This window comes from Streptomyces sp. NPDC034670, from assembly GCF_055574875.1.
On the sequence record NZ_JBVITR010000011.1, the window covers coordinates 11,226 to 26,831 of the forward strand.

Below are 15,606 nucleotides of genomic sequence, written 5' to 3' on the forward strand. Positions count from 1 at the left end.
GGAGGAGGGAAGGGACGCGTTTTCTCGCTCTTGTGGGTCGGGGGTGGTTTTTCTCTTTTGCTTTCAGGAACCGGGAAACCCCCCCGGCGACCCCGCCCCCCCCCCGCCCGGGACGAACAGGCCGTTCCCGCGGGCGGCCGGCCAGGGGCACGGGGCCCGGGGAGGGGCGGACGGCAAGGCCGGAAGATCGCGTAGCCTGGGGAAATGCTGACCGAGGTCACCGCCACCCGCTACATCACGCCCCTGCGGGAAGGCGGTTCGCTGCCGGGGCTGATCGAGGCCGACGACCTGGGCACCTACGTCCTGAAGTTCACCGGCGCGGGACAGGGCCGCAAGACGCTGGTCGCCGAAGTGATCTGCGGGGAACTCGCCCGCCGGCTGGGGCTGAGGGTGCCGCGCCTGGTCACCGTCGCGCTCGACCCCGTGCTGGGGCTCGGCGAGCCCGACCCGGAGGTGCAGGGGCTGCTGAAGTCCAGCGGCGGCACCAACCTCGGCATGGCCTTCCTCTCCGGCGCCCTCGGCTTCGACCCGCTCGCCTTCGAGGTGAGCCCGCGGGAGGCCGGGCGGATCGTCTGGTTCGACGCGCTGGTGAACAACGTCGACCGCTCCTGGCGCAACCCCAACCTGCTCCGCCTGCGCGGCGGGCTCTGGCTCATCGACCACGGGGCGACCATGATCTGGCACCACAACTGGCCCGGAGCGGAAAGCTCCGCCGCGCGCCCCTACGACGCCTCCGACCACGTCCTGCAGCCCTTCGCGCCGGACGTGGCCGCGGCCGCGGCGGAACTGGCGCCGCGGGTCACCGAGGACCTGCTCGCCGAGGTCACCGCGCAGGTCCCCGACGTGTGGCTGACCGGTGAGCCGGGGTTCGGGACCCCGGACGAACTCCGGCAGGCGTACGCGCGGCCGCTGCTCGCCCGCGCGGCCACCGTCCACCGGCGCATCCACGGCCTGAAGGAGGACCGGTGAGCGACCGGCACGTCTTCGAGTACGCGCTGCTGCGGGTGGTGCCGCGGATCGAACGCGGTGAGTGCGTCAACGCGGGGGTGCTCGTGTACTGCCGCCCCGAGTCGTTCGTCGCGGCCCGCACGCACCTCGACGAGGCGCGGCTGCTGGCCCTCGACCCGGAGGTGGACCTGCCCGGCGTGCGGGCCGCGCTGCGCGCCGTCGAGGGTGTCTGCGCGGGCGGCGACGCGGCGGGGCAGGCCGCGCACGACGACGCCGGACGGCGCTTCCGCTGGCTGATCGCGCCCCGTTCCACCATCGTCCAGCCGGGTCCCGTGCACACCGGGCTCACCGCCGATCCGGCGGCCGAGGTGGAGCGGCTGCTCGACCTGCTCGTGCGCTGACCCGGCCGGCCCCGCGGCGGGGCGGGCGCCCCGGTCGTCACGGCCGGCGGCCCCGCCGCGGGGCCGGTCGTGCGGGGAATGGATCACACCGCGCGGTGCGCCGTTGACACCGGGTGCCGGGGCTTCTAGCGTCACGTCTGCTGAAGGTACTAAGCGGTCGCTCATCCACGGAGTCCGGAGAGTCCGGCCGCAGGAGCCGCATCCCAAGGGCGAGGAGAAGCAGCAATGTCCACCACTGAGCAGCGGGTCGCGGTCGTCACCGGCGCCGCGCGCGGCATCGGCGCCGCCACCGCCGTACGACTGGCCGCCGAGGGGCGTGCGGTCGCCGTGATCGACCTCGACGAGGCCGCCTGCAAGGACACCGTCGAGAAGATCACCGCCGCGGGCGGCAGGGCCCTCGCGGTCGGCTGCGACGTCTCCGACGAGGCGCAGGTCGAGGCCGCCGTCGCGCGGATCGCCGAGGAGCTCGGCGCGCCGACCATCCTGGTCAACAACGCGGGTGTGCTGCGCGACAACCTGCTGTTCAAGATGAGCGTCTCCGACTGGGACACCGTCATGAACGTGCACCTGCGCGGCGCCTTCCTGATGTCGAAGGCCTGTCAGAAGCACATGGTGGACGCGGGCTTCGGCCGGATCGTCAACCTGTCCTCCTCCTCCGCGCTCGGCAACCGGGGTCAGGTCAACTACTCGGCCGCCAAGGCGGGTCTGCAGGGCTTCACCAAGACCCTCGCCAAGGAGCTCGGCAAGTTCGGCGTCACCGCCAACGCCGTCGCCCCCGGCTTCATCGCCACCGAGATGACCAAGGCCACCGCGGAGCGCGTCGGCATGGGCTTCGAGGACTTCAAGGCCGCCGCCGCCACCCAGATCCCGGTCGCCCGCGTCGGCGAGCCGGAGGACATCGCCAACGCCATCGCCTTCTTCACCGGGGAGGCGGCCGGCTTCGTCTCCGGCCAGGTGCTGTACGTCGCCGGCGGACCGCTCGACTAGGAAGACCGGGAACATGACTGCTGTGGAACCCTCGGGCAAGGCCGCCCTGATCACCGGTGCCAGCCGCGGCATCGGCTACGGCGTCGCCGAGGCGCTGGTCGCGCGCGGCGACCGCGTCTGCATCACCGGGCGCAACGAGGACGCCCTCAAGGAGGCCGTCGAGAAGCTCGGCGCCGACCGCGCCGTGTACGCCGTCGGCAAGGCGCACGACGAGGCCCACCAGGCCGCCGCCGTGGAACGCGCGATGGAGGCCTTCGGCCGCATCGACTACCTGGTCAACAACGCCGGGACCAACCCGGTGTTCGGGCCGATCGCCGACCTCGACCTGAACGTGGCGCGCAAGGTGTTCGAGACCAACGTGGTCTCGGCGCTCGGCTTCGCCCAGCGCACCTGGCACGCCTGGCAGAAGGACAACGGCGGCGCGATCGTCAACATCGCCTCCGTCGCGGGCCTCGCGCCCTCGCCCTTCATCGGCGCCTACGGCGTCAGCAAGGCGGCGCTGATCAACCTGACCGTGCAGCTCGCGCACGAGTTCGCGCCCAGGGTGCGGGTCAACGCCATCGCCCCGGCGGTGGTGAAGACCAAGTTCGCCCAGGCGCTGTACGAGGGCCGGGAGGCGGAGGCCGCCGCGGGCTACCCGCTGGGCCGGCTCGGCGTGCCGTCCGACATCGGAGGCGCCGCCGCGTTCCTCACCTCGGACCAGTCGGACTGGGTCACCGGTCAGACCCTGGTCGTCGACGGCGGCGTCTTCCTGAACGCCGGCGTGGCCTGACCCGCCCCGCCGCACCGGACGCCCGCGGTCCGGTGCGGCGGCGGGTGCGGCACGGGCGCCGTCGGTGAAAACGGCGCCCGTGCCGGTGTTTCGGGGCCCGGAGACACGCTGACGACGTGGTCGGCAACAAGTCGATCTCAAGGGGTGTCCAGGAGAGGTCCACGAGGCGGAACACTGCGGTATCGTCTGCCGACCCTTGGTACGGCAGATCGAGGAGCGTGCGCGTGTTCAACCGGAACCGATGCCTGCGGCGGGTGGCGGCCATCGCGTCCATATCGTCCCTGGTGACCGGATGCGGCGTCCTGTCGTCCGACACCTCGAAGGACGCGGACCCCATCGTCGTGGGAACCACCAGCTCCCCCAGCGCGCTGGATCCTGCTGCCTCCTGGGACAGCTCCTGGGAGCTGTTCCGCAACATCTACCAGACACTGCTGAGCTATCCGGTCGGCGCGAGCACGCCCCAGCCGGACGCCGCCGAGAGCTGCGCGTTCTCCGACAGCTCCAACCAGGTGTTCCGCTGCGAACTGCGCGAGGGCCTCGAGTTCTCCGACGGCGCCACGCTCGACGCCAAGGCCGTCAAGCACTCCATCGACCGGATCCGCCAGATCAACGTCAACGGCGGCCCCGCCGGTCTGCTGGGCAGCCTCGAACGGGTGCAGGCGCCGAACGAGCGCGAGGTGGTCTTCTACCTCAACAAGCCGGACGCCACCTTCCCGTTCGTGCTCGCCACGCCCGCCATGTCGATCGTCGCCCCCGACGCCTACCCGGCCGACGCCCTGCGCGAGGACGGCGGCATCGTCGGTTCCGGTCCGTACACCCTCCAGTCGTACCAGGAGGGCGAGGAGGCCCGGCTCGTCCGCAACGAGCGCTACAAGGGCTACGCCAAGCACCGGAACGACGCGGTGACCGTCCGTTACTTCCAGGACTCCGGCAGCATGGTCAAGGCGCTGCGGGAGGACCGGATCGACCTGACCTACCGCGGCCTGGCCGCCGGTGACGTCGTCGACCTCCAGGGCAGGACCTCCAAGAAGGAGGAGATCCAGCTGGTCGAGGGCACCGGGACGGACATCAACTACCTGGTGTTCAACCCGGAGGACCCGTGGGCCGGCAGGAAGGCGGTGCGCCAGGCCATCGCCCAGGTCGTCGACCGCGCGGCGATCGCGCACAAGGTCTACAAGGACACGGTCGACCCGCTGTACTCCATGGTCCCCAAGGGCCTGACCGGCCACACCACCGGCTTCTTCGACGACTACGGCGAGCCCAGCGTCGACAAGGCCCGGCGGATCCTCGCCTCGGCGGGCATCACCGAACCGGTCCCGCTCACCCTCTGGTACACCACGGACCGCTACGGCTCCGAGACCGGCCTGGAGTTCAAGGAGCTCGAGCGCCAGCTGGAGGCCTCCGGGCTGTTCGAGGTCACCCTCAGGAGCCGCCCCTGGAAGACGTACGTCGAGGGCTACCAGAAGGGCGAGTACCCGGTGTTCGGGCGCGGCTGGTTCCCCGACTTCCCGGACGCGGACAACTTCATCGCCCCGTTCGTCGGCAAGCAGAACGCCCTCGGCACGCCCTACGAGGCCACCAAGATCATAAACGATCTGCTGCCCAGTTCCCGCCGCGAGAGCGACCGCGGCAACGTGGTGAAGCAGTTCGAGGAGGCCCAGAAGATCCTCGTCGACGACGCGCGGCTGCTGCCGCTGTGGCAGGGGAGGCAGTACGTGGCCGCGAGCCGGGACATCTCGGGGGCGGAGCGGGCGCTGGACCCGTCGACGATCATGATGATGTGGGAACTCTCCCGGAAGACCAGCTGGTAGGGCCGGCGCGGCCGTCCGCGCGGCCGGCTGTCAGCGGTCGCCTGTAGGTTCTGAGCCTGGAAGTGACCGCACACGTGAGGACGACGACGTGACCGACATCGCCATGCTGCCCGAGTCCTGGCGCGGGGTTCTGGGCGACGAGCTGCAGCAGCCCTACTTCGAGGAGCTGACCGAGTTCGTCGAGGAGGAGCGGGCGAAGGGTCCCGTCTACCCGCCCCGCGAGGAGGTCTTCGCGGCGCTGGACGCCACCCCGTACGACAAGGTGAAGGTCCTGATCCTCGGTCAGGACCCCTACCACGGCGAGGGGCAGGGACACGGCCTGTGCTTCTCGGTCCGGCCCGGGGTGCGGATCCCGCCGTCGCTGCGGAACATCTACAAGGAGATGCACGCGGACCTGGGCACGCCCGTCCCGGACAACGGCTACCTGATGCCGTGGGCCGAGCAGGGCGTGCTGCTGCTCAACGCGGTGCTCACGGTCCGCGGCGGCGAGGCCAACTCGCACAAGGGCCGCGGCTGGGAGAGGTTCACCGACGCCGTCATCCGCGCGGTGGCCGACCGTCCCGACCCGGCGGTCTTCGTCCTGTGGGGGAACTACGCGCAGAAGAAGCTGCCGCTGATCGACGAGAGCCGGCACGCGGTGGTCAAGGGCGCGCACCCCTCCCCGCTGTCGGCGAAGAAGTTCTTCGGCTCCCGCCCGTTCACGCAGATCAACGAGGCGGTGGCCGCGCAGGGCCACGAGCCGATCGACTGGACCATCCCGAACCTGGGCTGACGCCTCCCGGGGTGCGGGCCGGTCCACCGGATCCCGCACCCCGCCGCCCGGTGTGCCGCGGAGCGGCCTGTCCGGGATCCGCCCCGTCTGCCGTTAGCGTCGGGTGCGACAGCCGGCGAGCGGTGCGGAGGGCACGGTGGCGGAGCGACAGGGGCAGGCGGCGCCGGACGCCGTGCTGACGCGGATCGGGCAGGTCGTGATGCTGCACCACGCGGGCGACCGGGAGGAGGCCCGGCACCGCTTCCTCGGCCTGTGGGCGGAGATCGGCGTGCACGGCGACCCGCTGCACCGCTGCACCCTGGCCCACTACCTCGCCGACACCCAGGACGATCCCGAGGACGAACTGGCCTGGGACCTGCGGGCGCTGACGGCGGCGGAGGAGGTCGTCGGGGACCGGCCCACCGGGTACGAGGGGTCCTCCGCCGTGCAGGCCCTCTACCCGTCGCTGCACCTGAACCTGGCCGCCGACTACGCCCGCCTCGGCCGCCCCGACGCCGCCCGCACCCATCTCCACCGGGCCCGGGGCGCGGCCCGCGCCCTCGCCTACGACACCTACGGCGAGGGGGTACGGGCGGCCATCCGGCGGCTGGAGGTCCGGCTGGGCGAGGACGGGGCACCCGGCGGGTGGCGTCCGCCGCGACAGCGTCCCTGAGGGCTGTCCGTGATCCCCGGCGGGCGTGTGCGCGAGGGGGCCGCCGGTGCCCCCGCCCGCACGGCCGGATCAGCCTCCGTACACCTCCTCGCAGAGGGTCGTCTCCGGGCTGTCCGGGTGCCAGCCGCCGTACTTCCTGCCCAGCGCGCACAGGTCCGTGCCGCCGCCCGTGCCGGGGCGCGTCGTCTCCGGGACCCGGGGGAGACCGCCGGGCCGTCGCGGGTGGCCGGACGTCCCCGGCCGCGGCCGGGCCGATGTGTTCCGGTCGCCGGGCGGCGCCCCGCGCTCGGGTGCGGTGGTCGCGGGGGCGGCGGGGCGCGAGGGGACCCCGGGCGCCTTCGCGGACCGGGACGGGCCGACCCTCTCCAGGGCCTCGCGCGCCGGTGCCTGCACGGCCGGGGACGCCTTCGACGGCTGGGGCGGCGCCTTCGGCGGGCCGGGCGCGGGAGGACGCTGGACCGTCACACAGCCCGAGAGGGCCGAGACCGCCACGGTCAGCAGGAGCGTTGCTGTGGTCGTCTTTCGGTGCACCCGGGCCACTCTGGCGGCCCGGGTGCGCCGAGGGGCGGCGGACGCGGGGAGTGTGCCCCGCACGGGTGATCTCCGGCCCCGTACGGAGGGCCGTGGACGCTCCGGGGGTGACGTCAGTCGCCGGTGGCGCCGTCGAGCCGCTCGCGGATCAGGTCGGCGTGGCCGTTGTGGCGCGCGTACTCCTCGATCATGTGGGTGTAGATCCAGCGCAGGCTGAACGGCGCGCCGCCGGCCCGGTGCCGGCCCTCGGACAGGTCGTCCAGCGCGAAGCCGGCCGCGTTGCGCCGCGCCGCGTCGATCTCGGCCTGCCAGGCGGTGTACGCCTCCCGCCAGGTGTCCGCCCCGGTGAGGTGGAACTCGCCGTCCGGATCGGCCTCGCCGTGGTAGAGCGGCCCGGCGTCCTCGGCCGCGAGCACCCTGCGGAACCAGGCCCGCTCCACCTCCGCCATGTGCCGCACCAGCCCCATCAGGGACAGCTCCGAGGGCCGCACCGGGGCGGTGCGCAGCTGGTCGTCGGTCAGCCCCTCGCACTTCCACGCGAGGGTGCGGCGGTGGTAGTCGAGCCAGCCCTCCAGCATGGCGCGTTCGTCGGCGTTGCGGTCGGGTGCGCGGCGCTCGGTCGTCATGGGGGCATCCTCGCCCACTCCCGCCCTCGCCCACCGGGTTTTTCAGGCGCGGCCGAGCATTCCGGCCAGCAGCTCCCCCAGGCCCGAGCGCACCTCCGCGAGGCTCGGCGCGCGGGCGCCGAAGGAGCCCGCCACGCAGGAGAACAGCAGCCCGTCCGCCCAGGCGATCAGCGACAGCGCGTGCCGGTCCGGTTCCGCGGAGCCGAGCCCGGTGACCAGGGCGACGAGCTGGTCGCGGAAGCGGGCGCCGGCCGCGTCGAAGTGCGCCCGCAGCTCGGGGCGGCGGGTGGCCTCCAGGGCCAGTTCGTAACGGGCGACGGTGAGTTCGCGGTTGCGGGTCAGCGCACGGTGGGCGGCCAGGGCCAGGGCGTCCACCAGGGGGCCGGTCCCGGCCCGGGGGTCCGGCAGCTCGTGCAGCGCGAGGACCCGCGCCTCCCGCTCGGCGAGCCGCCGCACCGCCAGCTCCAGCAGCGCCTGCCGGGTGCGCGCCAGGTTCGAGGTGGACCCCTGGGGGAGCCCGGCCGCCTGGTCGACCGCCCGGTGGGTGAGCCCGCGCATCCCGCGCTCGGCGAGCAGGGCGAGGGCGGTGTCGGCGACGAGGTCGGCGCGGGAGGCGCCTGCGGTGCGTTCGGGCATGGAGGCCAAACTACCTCCCGCACTACGGCTGTAGTACAGTCGGAGCCACAGGCTTACTACACATGTAGTTCCGGGGCGAGGAGGAGCCATGGGACGAGCCGGACGGGTGATCGTGATCGGCGGGGGCATCGGCGGCCTGACCGCGGCGGTCGCCCTGCACCGGCGCGGTGCGCGGGTGACGGTGCTGGAACGGGCCCCCTCCCTGGAGCCGGTCGGCGCGGCCATCGCCCTGGCCCCCAACGCGCTGCGCGGGCTGGACGTCATCGGACTCGGCGACGACATCCGCGCCCTGTCCGCCTGGCAGGGCGACGGAGGGCTGCGCGCGCCGAGCGGCCGGTGGCTGTCCCGGTCCAGCGCGGCCGCCGCCCAGGAACGCTTCGGCGGCCCCCTGGTCCTGCTCCACCGGGCCACCCTCATCGACCACCTGGCCGCGCGGCTCCCGCCGGGCACCGTCCGCACGGCCGCCGCCGCGCACCTCGTCGACCCCGGAGACGCCGGTGACCCCGCCCGGCCGGCCCGCGTCGGCACCCCCGACGGCGAGCTGGAGGCCGATCTGGTGGTGGCCGCCGACGGCGTCCGCTCCGCGGTGCGCCGCGCGCTCTTCCCGGACCACCCCGGGCCCGTCTACTCCGGGTTCACCACCTGGCGGGTCGTGATCCCGCTGCCCGGCGTGGAGTTCGCCTCGCACGAGACCTGGGGCCGGGGCCGCATCTGGGGCACGCACCCGCTGAAGGACGGCCGGGTCTACGCCTACGCCGCCGCCGTGGTCCCCGCGGGGGAGCGCGCCCCCGACGACGAGCGGGCCGAGCTGCTGCGGCTCTACGGCGACTGGCACGACCCGATCCCCGCGGTGCTGGCCGCCGCCCGCCCCGAGGACGTGCTCCGCCACGACGTCCACCACATCGCCGAGCCGCTGCCCGCCCACCACCGCGGCCGGGTGGCCCTGGTCGGCGACGCCGCGCACGCCATGCCGCCGACCCTGGGCCAGGGTGGCAACCAGGCCATCGAGGACGCGATCACCCTCGCCCTCGTCGACGACCTGCCCGCCTACACCGCCGCCCGGCTGCCCCGCACCGCGGCGATCACCCGCCAGGCCGTCAGGGTGGCCCGGCTGAACATGATGACCGGCCGGGCCGGCGTCGTCCTGCGCGACCACGCGATCGCCGCGCTGTCGAAGGCCGGACCGGCGCTGTTCCTGCGCGGCTTCGACAAGATCGCCGACTGGCGGCCGCCCCGGCCGCCGTATGCTGCGCAGCGGACCAGGACGGACGAGGGCCACGAGGACTAGAGGAGAACACCCGGTGAAGGTCGGCTGCATCGGACTCGGAGACATCGCGCGGAAGGCCTACCTCCCGGTGCTCGCCCTCCAGCCCGGAGTGGAACTGCACCTGCAGACCCGCACCCCCGCCACGCTCGACCGGGTCGCCGACGGCCTCCGCCTCCCGCCCGGGCAGCGCCACGCGGACCTCGCCGCGCTGCTCGCCCAGGACCTCGACGCCGCCTTCGTGCACGCGCCGACGCAGGCCCACCCGGAGATCGTCGCCCGCCTCCTCGAGGCGGGCGTACCGACCTACGTCGACAAGCCGCTCGCCTACGACCTCGACGACTCCGCGCGGCTCGTGGCGCTCGCCGAGGAGCGCGCCACGAGCCTCGCCGTCGGCTTCAACCGGCGCTTCGCCCCGGACTACGCCCAGTGCGCCGACCTTCCGCGCGACCTGATCCTGATGCAGAAGAACCGGACCGGGCTGCCGGAGGAGCCGCGCAGGATGATCCTCGACGACTTCATCCACGTCGTCGACACCCTGCGCTTCCTGGTGCCCGGCCCGGTCGACGACGTGACCGTGCGCGCCCGCACCGAGGAGGGGCTGCTGCACCACGTGGTGCTCCAGCTCGCCGGGGACGGCTTCACCGCGCTCGGCGTGATGAACCGGCGCAGCGGATCGGCCGAGGAGATCCTCGAGGTCTCCGGGCAGGACGGCAAGCGTCAGGTGGTCAACCTCGCCGAGGTGATCGACCACAGGGGGCAGCCGACCGTGCGCCGGCGCGGCGACTGGGTGCCGGTGTCCCGGCAGCGCGGCATCGAGCAGGCGGTGCTCGCCTTCCTGGACGCGGTGCGCGCGGGCGAGGTGCTCAGCGCCCGGGACGCGCTGGCCACCCACGAGCTGTGCGAACGGGTGGTACACGCGGTCCACGAGCGCTCCGCCGGGGGCGGACCGCTTCGGTGACGCCCCAGGCGGCCAGGACCAGCAGCGCGGTGTACGGCAGCCAGTCGCCGAAGCGGACGTAGGGCGTGGTGCCGTGCGCCAGCGGGACCTCGTACACCCGCGCGGCGCCGGTGTCCGTGCCGAGCCACGGGCCGACGCGCTCCCCGCCCGGTCCGTACACGGCGGAGACGCCCGTCAGGGTCGCGTGCACCATCGGACGGCCGGTCTCGGCGGCGCGCAGCGCGGCGAGCGAGGCGTGCTGCCCGGGGGCCCAGCTCTGCTGGAAGGTCGAGGTGGAGGACTGGGCGAGCAGGACGTCGGCGCCGTCCTCGGCGAGGTGCCGGCTCATGTCGGGGAACGCGCTCTCGAAGCACACCATCGGGCCGACCCGCAGTCCGTCCCCGACGTCCATCACCACCTGCCGCGCGCCACGCCCGCGGTCCTCGCCGGCCGCCTCGCCGACGGAGGTCGCCCAGCCCAGCAGGGAACGGGCCGGGACGTACTCGCCGAAGGGGACCAGCCGCATCTTGTCGTACCGGTCGCCGGTCGGGCCGTCCGGACCGACCAGCACCGAGCTCTTGTAGATGCCGGGCCGGTCGGAGCGCCGGGCGTCCACGTTGACCAGGATCCCGGCGCCCGTCTCACGGGACAGGGCCGCGAGCCGCCGCGCGAGGTCGGGCCGGCCCCCGAGGTCGAAGCCGACGCTGCTCTCGCCCCAGACGACCAGGTCGGCGTCCTGCCCGGCGAGCTCGCGGGTGAGCCGTTCCTCGCGGTCGAACCGGCGGTCGGGGCTGCCGGGCCCGGAGACCACGCCCGGCTGCACGACCGCGATCCTGACCCGGCCGGCGGTGTCCGGCCGGGGCGACCACACCCACGCCGCACAGGCCGCGGCGGCCACGGCGGCCAGCCCGGCGACCGCGGGCACCCGGGAGCGCCGGATCGCGACGAGCACGGCCACGGCGACGTTCAGCGCCACCACCAGGAAACCGGGCAGCCACATCCCGCCGACCGACGCCAGCCGCAGTGCGGCCCCCACCTGCCACTGGCTCGCACCGAGCACGCCCCAGGGGCCGCCGAGCCCCTGCCAGGAGCGGACGAGTTCGACGGCCAGCCAGCCCGACGGCAGCACGACGAGCGCCGCCAGGACCCGGCCGCGCGACGGGGCCCCGCCGAGCATGCGGCGCACCAGCCAGCCCCAGGGCGCCCACAGCGCGCCGAGCAGGGCGGCGATGACGAACGTGAACACGTGCAGGTTCGGCAGCAGCCAGTGGTGCATGGCCAGCATGAAGCCGAAGCCGCCCCACCAGCCGTCGCGGGCCGCCCGTCCCCCCGTCGGCGCGGTGCGGGCCAGCAGGATCCAGGGGACCAGGGCGACGTAGGCGAACCACCACAGGGACGGGGCGGGAAAGGCCAGGACGGGCAGGGCACCCGCGACCGCGGCGACGGCCGAGCGCCGCCACGGGGAGGTGGGCCAGTGGCCGAGCGTCTTCATGAACGACTTCCTACCCGGCGGTGCTCCCAGTGTGCGCCCCGGAGGCGGTCCGGAACAGGCCGGACCGCCCCGGCCGACCGCACGGCCCGTCCGCGGGCCGGGAGGACGGCCGTCCCCTCCCGCACGCCGGTGCGTGCGGGAGGGGACGGAGCGGCGGCCGGTCTCCTGCCCCGGGAGCGGCCGCGTCCCCCGGGGACGGCCTCCCTCGCCCGTCCGCGGGCCTAAGCTCTGCCCCGGGGCCCTCCGCTCGGCCCCTGGGGGATTCCCGGCCCGGACCTTTCACAGGAGGAAGTCATGGAACGCCTCGTCACCGTGGTCACCGGCGGCAGCCGGGGGATCGGGGCCGCGACCTGTCTGCGGCTCGCGGCGGAGGGGCACGACGTCGTGGTGGGGTACGTCCGGGACGCCTCCGCCGCCGAGGCGGTGGCGGAGGGGGTGCGGGCGGCGGGGGCGCGTGCCGTGACCGTACGGGGGGACACCTCGGTCGAGGCGGACGTGGACCGGCTCTTCGAGGCGGCGGAGCGGGAGCTGGGGCCGGTGACGGGACTGGTGAACAACGCGGCGGTGACCGGCCCGCTGGGACGGTTCGCCGAGGTCGGCACCGCGACCCTGCGCCGGGTCGTGGACGTCAACCTCACGGGGACGCTGCTGTGCGCGCGGCGGGCCGCGCAGCTCATGACGCCCCGGGGCGAGGGGGTGATCGTGAACATCTCGTCCGGGGCCGCGACGCTGGGCAGCCCGGGCGAGTACGTGCACTACGCGGCGACCAAGGCCGCGGTGGACGCGCTGACGCTGGGGCTGGCCAAGGAGCTCGGGCCGGACGGCATCCGCGTCAACGCGGTCGCCCCGGGGGTGATCGACACGGAGATGCACGCCGCCATGGGCGCTCCGGACCGCGCGCGGCGGGCGGGGGCGGCGGTTCCGCTGCGGCGCGCGGGGCGGGCGGAGGAGATCGCGGCGGCCGTGGCGTGGCTGATGTCACCGGACGCCTCCTACACCACGGGGGCGGTCCTGCGGGTGGCGGGCGGACGCTGAGGCGCACCGCCGGGACCGGAAGGGGGATCAGGCGGCCTCGACGACCTCGCCGCGGACCGCCGCCGCCCACTCGACCACCAGCAGCTCGTACGTCTCGCGTTCCCGCGCGGACAGGGAGCCGCCCGCTCGCAGCCACAGGGCGCGGATCTGCTCGTTGACCTCGGCGGCGGACCGCACGGAACCAGGGGTCACGACATCGGGGGACATGCGGACCAGCCTAGGGCCAGACACTGACACTGCGCTACCGGACGGCTACCCGCCCCGTACGGGACGGGCGGCGTCCCGGTCACACGGCCGGGGCTCAGCCCGCCGACTCCGCCGCGTGCGGGCTCAGCACGCCCAGGGACACCAGGACGATGATCACGACGCCGAGGGCGATGCGGTACCAGACGAAGGGCATGAAGCTCTTGGTCGAGATGAACTTCATGAACCAGGCGATCACGGCGTACCCGGTCACGAAGGCGATGACCGTCGCGAAGACCGTCGGACCCCAGGAGACGTGCCCGCCCTCGGCGGCGTCCTTGAGCTCGAACAGGCCGGAGGCCAGCACCGCGGGGATGGCGAGCAGGAAGGAGTAGCGGGCCGCGGCCTCGCGCCGGTACCCCATGAACAGGCCGCCGCTGATGGTGGCGCCGGAACGGGAGACGCCCGGGATGAGGGCCATGGCCTGGCAGAAGCCGTAGATCAGGCCGTCCTTGACGGTCAGGTCCTCGAGCTGCTTGCGCGGCTTGGCCGCGCGGTGCCGGCCGCCGCTCTCGTCCCGCGCCGCGAGACGGTCGGCGACGCCGAGGACGATGCCCATGCCGATCAGCATCGCCGCGGTGAGCCGCAGATCCCGGAAGGGGCCCTCGATCTGGTCCTTGAGCGTCACCCCGAGCACGCCGATCGGGATCGAGCCGACGATGACGAGCCAGCCCATGCGCGCGTCGTGGTCCCGGCGCATCTCCTTGTCCGTCAGCGAGCGGGTCCAGGCCGACAGGATCCGCCCGATGTCCTTGCGGAAGTAGATCAGCACCGCGGCCTCCGTGCCGACCTGGGTGATCGCGGTGAAGGCCGCGCCCGGGTCCTCCCATCCGGAGAAGGCCGCGGTCAGCCGCAGGTGCGCGCTGGAGGAGACGGGGAGGAACTCGGTCAGCCCCTGGACGAGTCCGAGGATGAGGGATTCAAACCAAGACATGAGGTAGCGGAGTCCAAGTGCCGATCGTGGAACGGGCGACGGGCACACCGCACCGCGGTGCGCGGTGATCGATGATCCGGCGTGCCGAGGGGGAAGCGTAGCGCCCCCGGGTGAACGGTCCGACGCAGGGGCTTCACGGCCCCCGGGCCCGGTGCGCTCCGGCCGGCGGCGGTTCGGGCCGCCGGGCCCTCCACCGTCCGTCCCGGGGTCCGGGGGCGGGGCGTCAGGTCCTCGTGGCGCACCCGGTCGCCGCAGGCCCGGCAGGTGACGACCGGGAAGGTCCGCGCCGCGCCTCCCCGCCCCTCGACGACATCGACCTGTTCGAGGCCGACGAGGCGTTCGCCGCCGTGGTCCTGGCCCGGCGGCAGGAGACCGGCGCCGACCTCGCCGAGGTCGGCGTGCACGGCGGCGCCCTCGCGCTCGGCCATCCGCCGGGCGCCGGCGGCACCCGGCGGACGACGCTGGTCCACGCGGTGCGCGAACGCGGCGCGCGGTACGCCCTGCGGACCGTGTGCGAGGCGGGCGGACTCGCCAACGCCATGGTGCCGGAACGGGTCCGAGCCCCCGCCGGCGAGCGCCCCGCCGGTGCGGCGGGGCCCGCCGCCTCAGTCCCCGCGCAGCCGGTGCCGCTTGCGCCACGCCACCGCCGCGCCCGCCAGGCCCGGTACGGCGATGCAGGCCAGCGCGATCAGGAAGGCCGGGGAGGTGGGTGTCGAGGCGCGGGCGCCGGCCACCGCGTAGGCGGCGGTGTTCGGGATCGAACCGAGCGCCGTCGCCAGCAGGAACGGCGGCAGGCCCATGCGGGAGACGGCGGCGCAGTAGTTCGAGGCGGCGAACGGGATGCCCGGGAACAGCCGGGCCGCCAGCATCGAGCGGAAACCGTGCCGGCTCAGCTGGTGGTCCGCGGCCTTCAGCCAGCGTCCGCGCAGCAGCGGACGCAGCGCGTCCTGGCCGAGCGCCCGCCCCAGGCAGAAGGCCAGCCCGGCGCCGAGCACCGTGCCCGCCAGCGCGGCGCCCAGACCCAGCTGGGAGCCGAAGAGCGCGCCCGCGGCGAGGTTCAGCAGCGGGCGCGGCACGAACGCCACCGTGCACACCCCGTAGGCCGCCGCGTACGCCACCGCCGCCGCGGCTCCGCCGAGCGGGGAGGGCCAGCCGTCGGTCAGCAGTCTCTGCGGCTCCAGGAGCAGCACCGCCGACGCCGCGGAGGCGAGCAGTGCGACCAGCAGCGACAGCCGCGACCACGGCGACAGCAGGACTCTGGCGCAGCGGGCGGCGGCCCCCGCCGCGGCGGCGGGCGGGGGGAGCGGGGGAGCGGCCGTGGGGACGGCGGCCGCGAGGTCCGTGGCGGCGGCCCGGGGAGAGGCCGTGGCGGTGCCCCCAGAGCGGTTGGTGGCATCGAGCATTCCGCGACACTAACCGACACGTGTCCGTGATCGCCGTCGTGCTCGTCTCACGGGTGTCACGGGCGCGGGGGGGGGGGGGGGGGGGGGGGGGGGGGGGGGGGGGGAGAGGTCCGTCCTCGGCTTGGAGAGAGGGAGGGAAGGGAAGGAGGGGGGGGATAG

At 74.4% G+C, this 15,606-nt stretch carries 17 protein-coding genes and 2 pseudogenes; 11 read left to right on the forward strand and 8 right to left on the reverse strand.

Annotated features, from left to right (window positions below; all coding sequences use genetic code 11):
• Nucleotides 1–204: 204 nt before the first annotated feature.
• The 7 genes from ACZ56B_RS10765 (at nt 205) to ACZ56B_RS10795 (ending at nt 6,343) form a co-directional block, all read left to right on the forward strand.
• Entirely contained in the window at nt 205–969 is a 765-nt protein-coding gene (locus ACZ56B_RS10765; RefSeq protein ID WP_468788426.1) for a HipA family kinase, read from the forward strand.
• Nucleotides 966–1,349 (forward strand): DUF3037 domain-containing protein, encoded by a 384-nt coding sequence (locus ACZ56B_RS10770; RefSeq protein WP_468788428.1) that lies wholly within the window; start codon nt 966–968, stop codon nt 1,347–1,349. Before ACZ56B_RS10765 ends, ACZ56B_RS10770 begins: the two co-directional genes overlap by 4 nt.
• Nucleotides 1,350–1,574: 225 nt before the next feature.
• Nucleotides 1,575–2,336 (forward strand): 3-oxoacyl-ACP reductase FabG, encoded by a 762-nt coding sequence (fabG, locus tag ACZ56B_RS10775; protein ID WP_468788430.1) that lies wholly within the window; start codon nt 1,575–1,577, stop codon nt 2,334–2,336.
• 13 nt (nt 2,337–2,349) lie between these two features.
• Entirely contained in the window at nt 2,350–3,108 is a 759-nt protein-coding gene (locus ACZ56B_RS10780; RefSeq protein ID WP_468788432.1) for an SDR family oxidoreductase, read from the forward strand.
• A gap of 224 nt (nt 3,109–3,332) precedes the next feature.
• Nucleotides 3,333–4,919 (forward strand): ABC transporter substrate-binding protein, encoded by a 1,587-nt coding sequence (locus tag ACZ56B_RS10785; protein ID WP_468788433.1) that lies wholly within the window; start codon nt 3,333–3,335, stop codon nt 4,917–4,919.
• An 88-nt stretch (nt 4,920–5,007) separates the two neighbouring features.
• Complete coding sequence (ung, locus tag ACZ56B_RS10790; protein ID WP_468788435.1) at nt 5,008–5,691, forward strand: uracil-DNA glycosylase; 684 nt, start codon at nt 5,008–5,010, stop codon at nt 5,689–5,691.
• Between the two features lie 136 nt (nt 5,692–5,827).
• Nucleotides 5,828–6,343, forward strand: coding sequence for a hypothetical protein (locus ACZ56B_RS10795; RefSeq protein WP_468788437.1), 516 nt, complete (start codon nt 5,828–5,830; stop codon nt 6,341–6,343).
• 69 nt (nt 6,344–6,412) lie between these two features.
• Here ACZ56B_RS10795 and ACZ56B_RS10800 read toward each other — a convergent pair whose 3' ends face one another.
• From ACZ56B_RS10800 to ACZ56B_RS10810, 3 genes are all read right to left on the reverse strand, one after another.
• A complete protein-coding gene (locus ACZ56B_RS10800; RefSeq protein ID WP_468788673.1) occupies nt 6,413–6,883 on the reverse strand; it encodes a hypothetical protein in 471 nt (156 codons plus the stop codon).
• Between the two features lie 104 nt (nt 6,884–6,987).
• A complete protein-coding gene (locus tag ACZ56B_RS10805; RefSeq protein ID WP_468788439.1) occupies nt 6,988–7,500 on the reverse strand; it encodes a DinB family protein in 513 nt (170 codons plus the stop codon).
• 42 nt (nt 7,501–7,542) lie between these two features.
• Complete coding sequence (locus tag ACZ56B_RS10810) at nt 7,543–8,136, reverse strand: TetR/AcrR family transcriptional regulator (RefSeq protein ID WP_468788441.1); 594 nt, start codon at nt 8,134–8,136, stop codon at nt 7,543–7,545.
• Nucleotides 8,137–8,224: 88 nt separating this feature from the next.
• Here ACZ56B_RS10810 and ACZ56B_RS10815 point away from each other — a divergent pair, with 88 nt between their 5' ends.
• Nucleotides 8,225–9,424 (forward strand): FAD-dependent oxidoreductase, encoded by a 1,200-nt coding sequence (locus tag ACZ56B_RS10815; RefSeq protein WP_468788443.1) that lies wholly within the window; start codon nt 8,225–8,227, stop codon nt 9,422–9,424.
• A gap of 13 nt (nt 9,425–9,437) precedes the next feature.
• The gene (locus ACZ56B_RS10820) at nt 9,438–10,361 is read left to right on the forward strand and encodes a Gfo/Idh/MocA family protein (protein ID WP_468788445.1); all 924 of its coding nucleotides are present in this window, start codon (nt 9,438–9,440) and stop codon (nt 10,359–10,361) included.
• On the opposite strand, the gene lnt is transcribed toward ACZ56B_RS10820, so the two are convergent.
• Nucleotides 10,267–11,832, reverse strand: coding sequence for an apolipoprotein N-acyltransferase (gene lnt, locus ACZ56B_RS10825; RefSeq protein WP_468788447.1), 1,566 nt, complete (start codon nt 11,830–11,832; stop codon nt 10,267–10,269). The two genes, ACZ56B_RS10820 and lnt, sit on opposite strands and share 95 nt — an antisense overlap.
• Before the next feature lie 294 nt (nt 11,833–12,126).
• Between lnt and ACZ56B_RS10830 the strand changes: the two genes are divergently transcribed.
• Complete coding sequence (locus ACZ56B_RS10830) at nt 12,127–12,867, forward strand: SDR family NAD(P)-dependent oxidoreductase (protein WP_468788449.1); 741 nt, start codon at nt 12,127–12,129, stop codon at nt 12,865–12,867.
• A 27-nt stretch (nt 12,868–12,894) separates the two neighbouring features.
• On the opposite strand, the gene ACZ56B_RS10835 is transcribed toward ACZ56B_RS10830, so the two are convergent.
• The 3 genes and pseudogenes from ACZ56B_RS10835 to ACZ56B_RS10845 form a co-directional block, all read right to left on the reverse strand.
• A complete protein-coding gene (locus ACZ56B_RS10835) occupies nt 12,895–13,074 on the reverse strand; it encodes a hypothetical protein (protein WP_468788451.1) in 180 nt (59 codons plus the stop codon).
• Between the two features lie 94 nt (nt 13,075–13,168).
• Entirely contained in the window at nt 13,169–14,044 is an 876-nt protein-coding gene (locus ACZ56B_RS10840) for an undecaprenyl-diphosphate phosphatase (protein WP_468788453.1), read from the reverse strand.
• A 176-nt stretch (nt 14,045–14,220) separates the two neighbouring features.
• Nucleotides 14,221–14,319 (reverse strand): annotated as a pseudogene (locus ACZ56B_RS10845) (winged helix-turn-helix transcriptional regulator); the annotation flags it as partial.
• Between the two features lie 9 nt (nt 14,320–14,328).
• Here ACZ56B_RS10845 and ACZ56B_RS10850 point away from each other — a divergent pair.
• Nucleotides 14,329–14,601: pseudogene (locus tag ACZ56B_RS10850) on the forward strand (steroid 3-ketoacyl-CoA thiolase); the annotation flags it as partial.
• A 48-nt stretch (nt 14,602–14,649) separates the two neighbouring features.
• Here ACZ56B_RS10850 and ACZ56B_RS10855 read toward each other — a convergent pair.
• Nucleotides 14,650–15,447 carry a TVP38/TMEM64 family protein gene (locus ACZ56B_RS10855; RefSeq protein ID WP_468788455.1) on the reverse strand — a complete coding sequence of 266 codons (798 nt, stop codon included), beginning with the start codon at nt 15,445–15,447 and terminating at the stop codon, nt 14,650–14,652.
• Nucleotides 15,448–15,606: the final 159 nt, after the last annotated feature.

Bases quoted from the DNA above. Each gene is read 5' to 3' on its own strand.
- ACZ56B_RS10805 (WP_468788439.1), bottom strand. From the start codon at position 7,500: ATGACGACCGAGCGCCGCGCACCCGACCGCAACGCCGACGAACGCGCC.
- ACZ56B_RS10810 (WP_468788441.1), bottom strand. From the start codon at position 8,136: ATGCCCGAACGCACCGCAGGCGCCTCCCGCGCCGACCTCGTCGCCGAC.
- ACZ56B_RS10765 (WP_468788426.1), top strand. From the start codon at position 205: ATGCTGACCGAGGTCACCGCCACCCGCTACATCACGCCCCTGCGGGAA.
- lnt (WP_468788447.1), bottom strand. From the start codon at position 11,832: ATGAAGACGCTCGGCCACTGGCCCACCTCCCCGTGGCGGCGCTCGGCC.
- ACZ56B_RS10830 (WP_468788449.1), top strand. From the start codon at position 12,127: ATGGAACGCCTCGTCACCGTGGTCACCGGCGGCAGCCGGGGGATCGGG.
- ACZ56B_RS10780 (WP_468788432.1), top strand. From the start codon at position 2,350: ATGACTGCTGTGGAACCCTCGGGCAAGGCCGCCCTGATCACCGGTGCC.
- fabG (WP_468788430.1), top strand. From the start codon at position 1,575: ATGTCCACCACTGAGCAGCGGGTCGCGGTCGTCACCGGCGCCGCGCGC.
- ACZ56B_RS10855 (WP_468788455.1), bottom strand. From the start codon at position 15,447: ATGCTCGATGCCACCAACCGCTCTGGGGGCACCGCCACGGCCTCTCCC.
- ACZ56B_RS10815 (WP_468788443.1), top strand. From the start codon at position 8,225: ATGGGACGAGCCGGACGGGTGATCGTGATCGGCGGGGGCATCGGCGGC.
- ACZ56B_RS10840 (WP_468788453.1), bottom strand. From the start codon at position 14,044: ATGTCTTGGTTTGAATCCCTCATCCTCGGACTCGTCCAGGGGCTGACC.
- ACZ56B_RS10835 (WP_468788451.1), bottom strand. From the start codon at position 13,074: ATGTCCCCCGATGTCGTGACCCCTGGTTCCGTGCGGTCCGCCGCCGAG.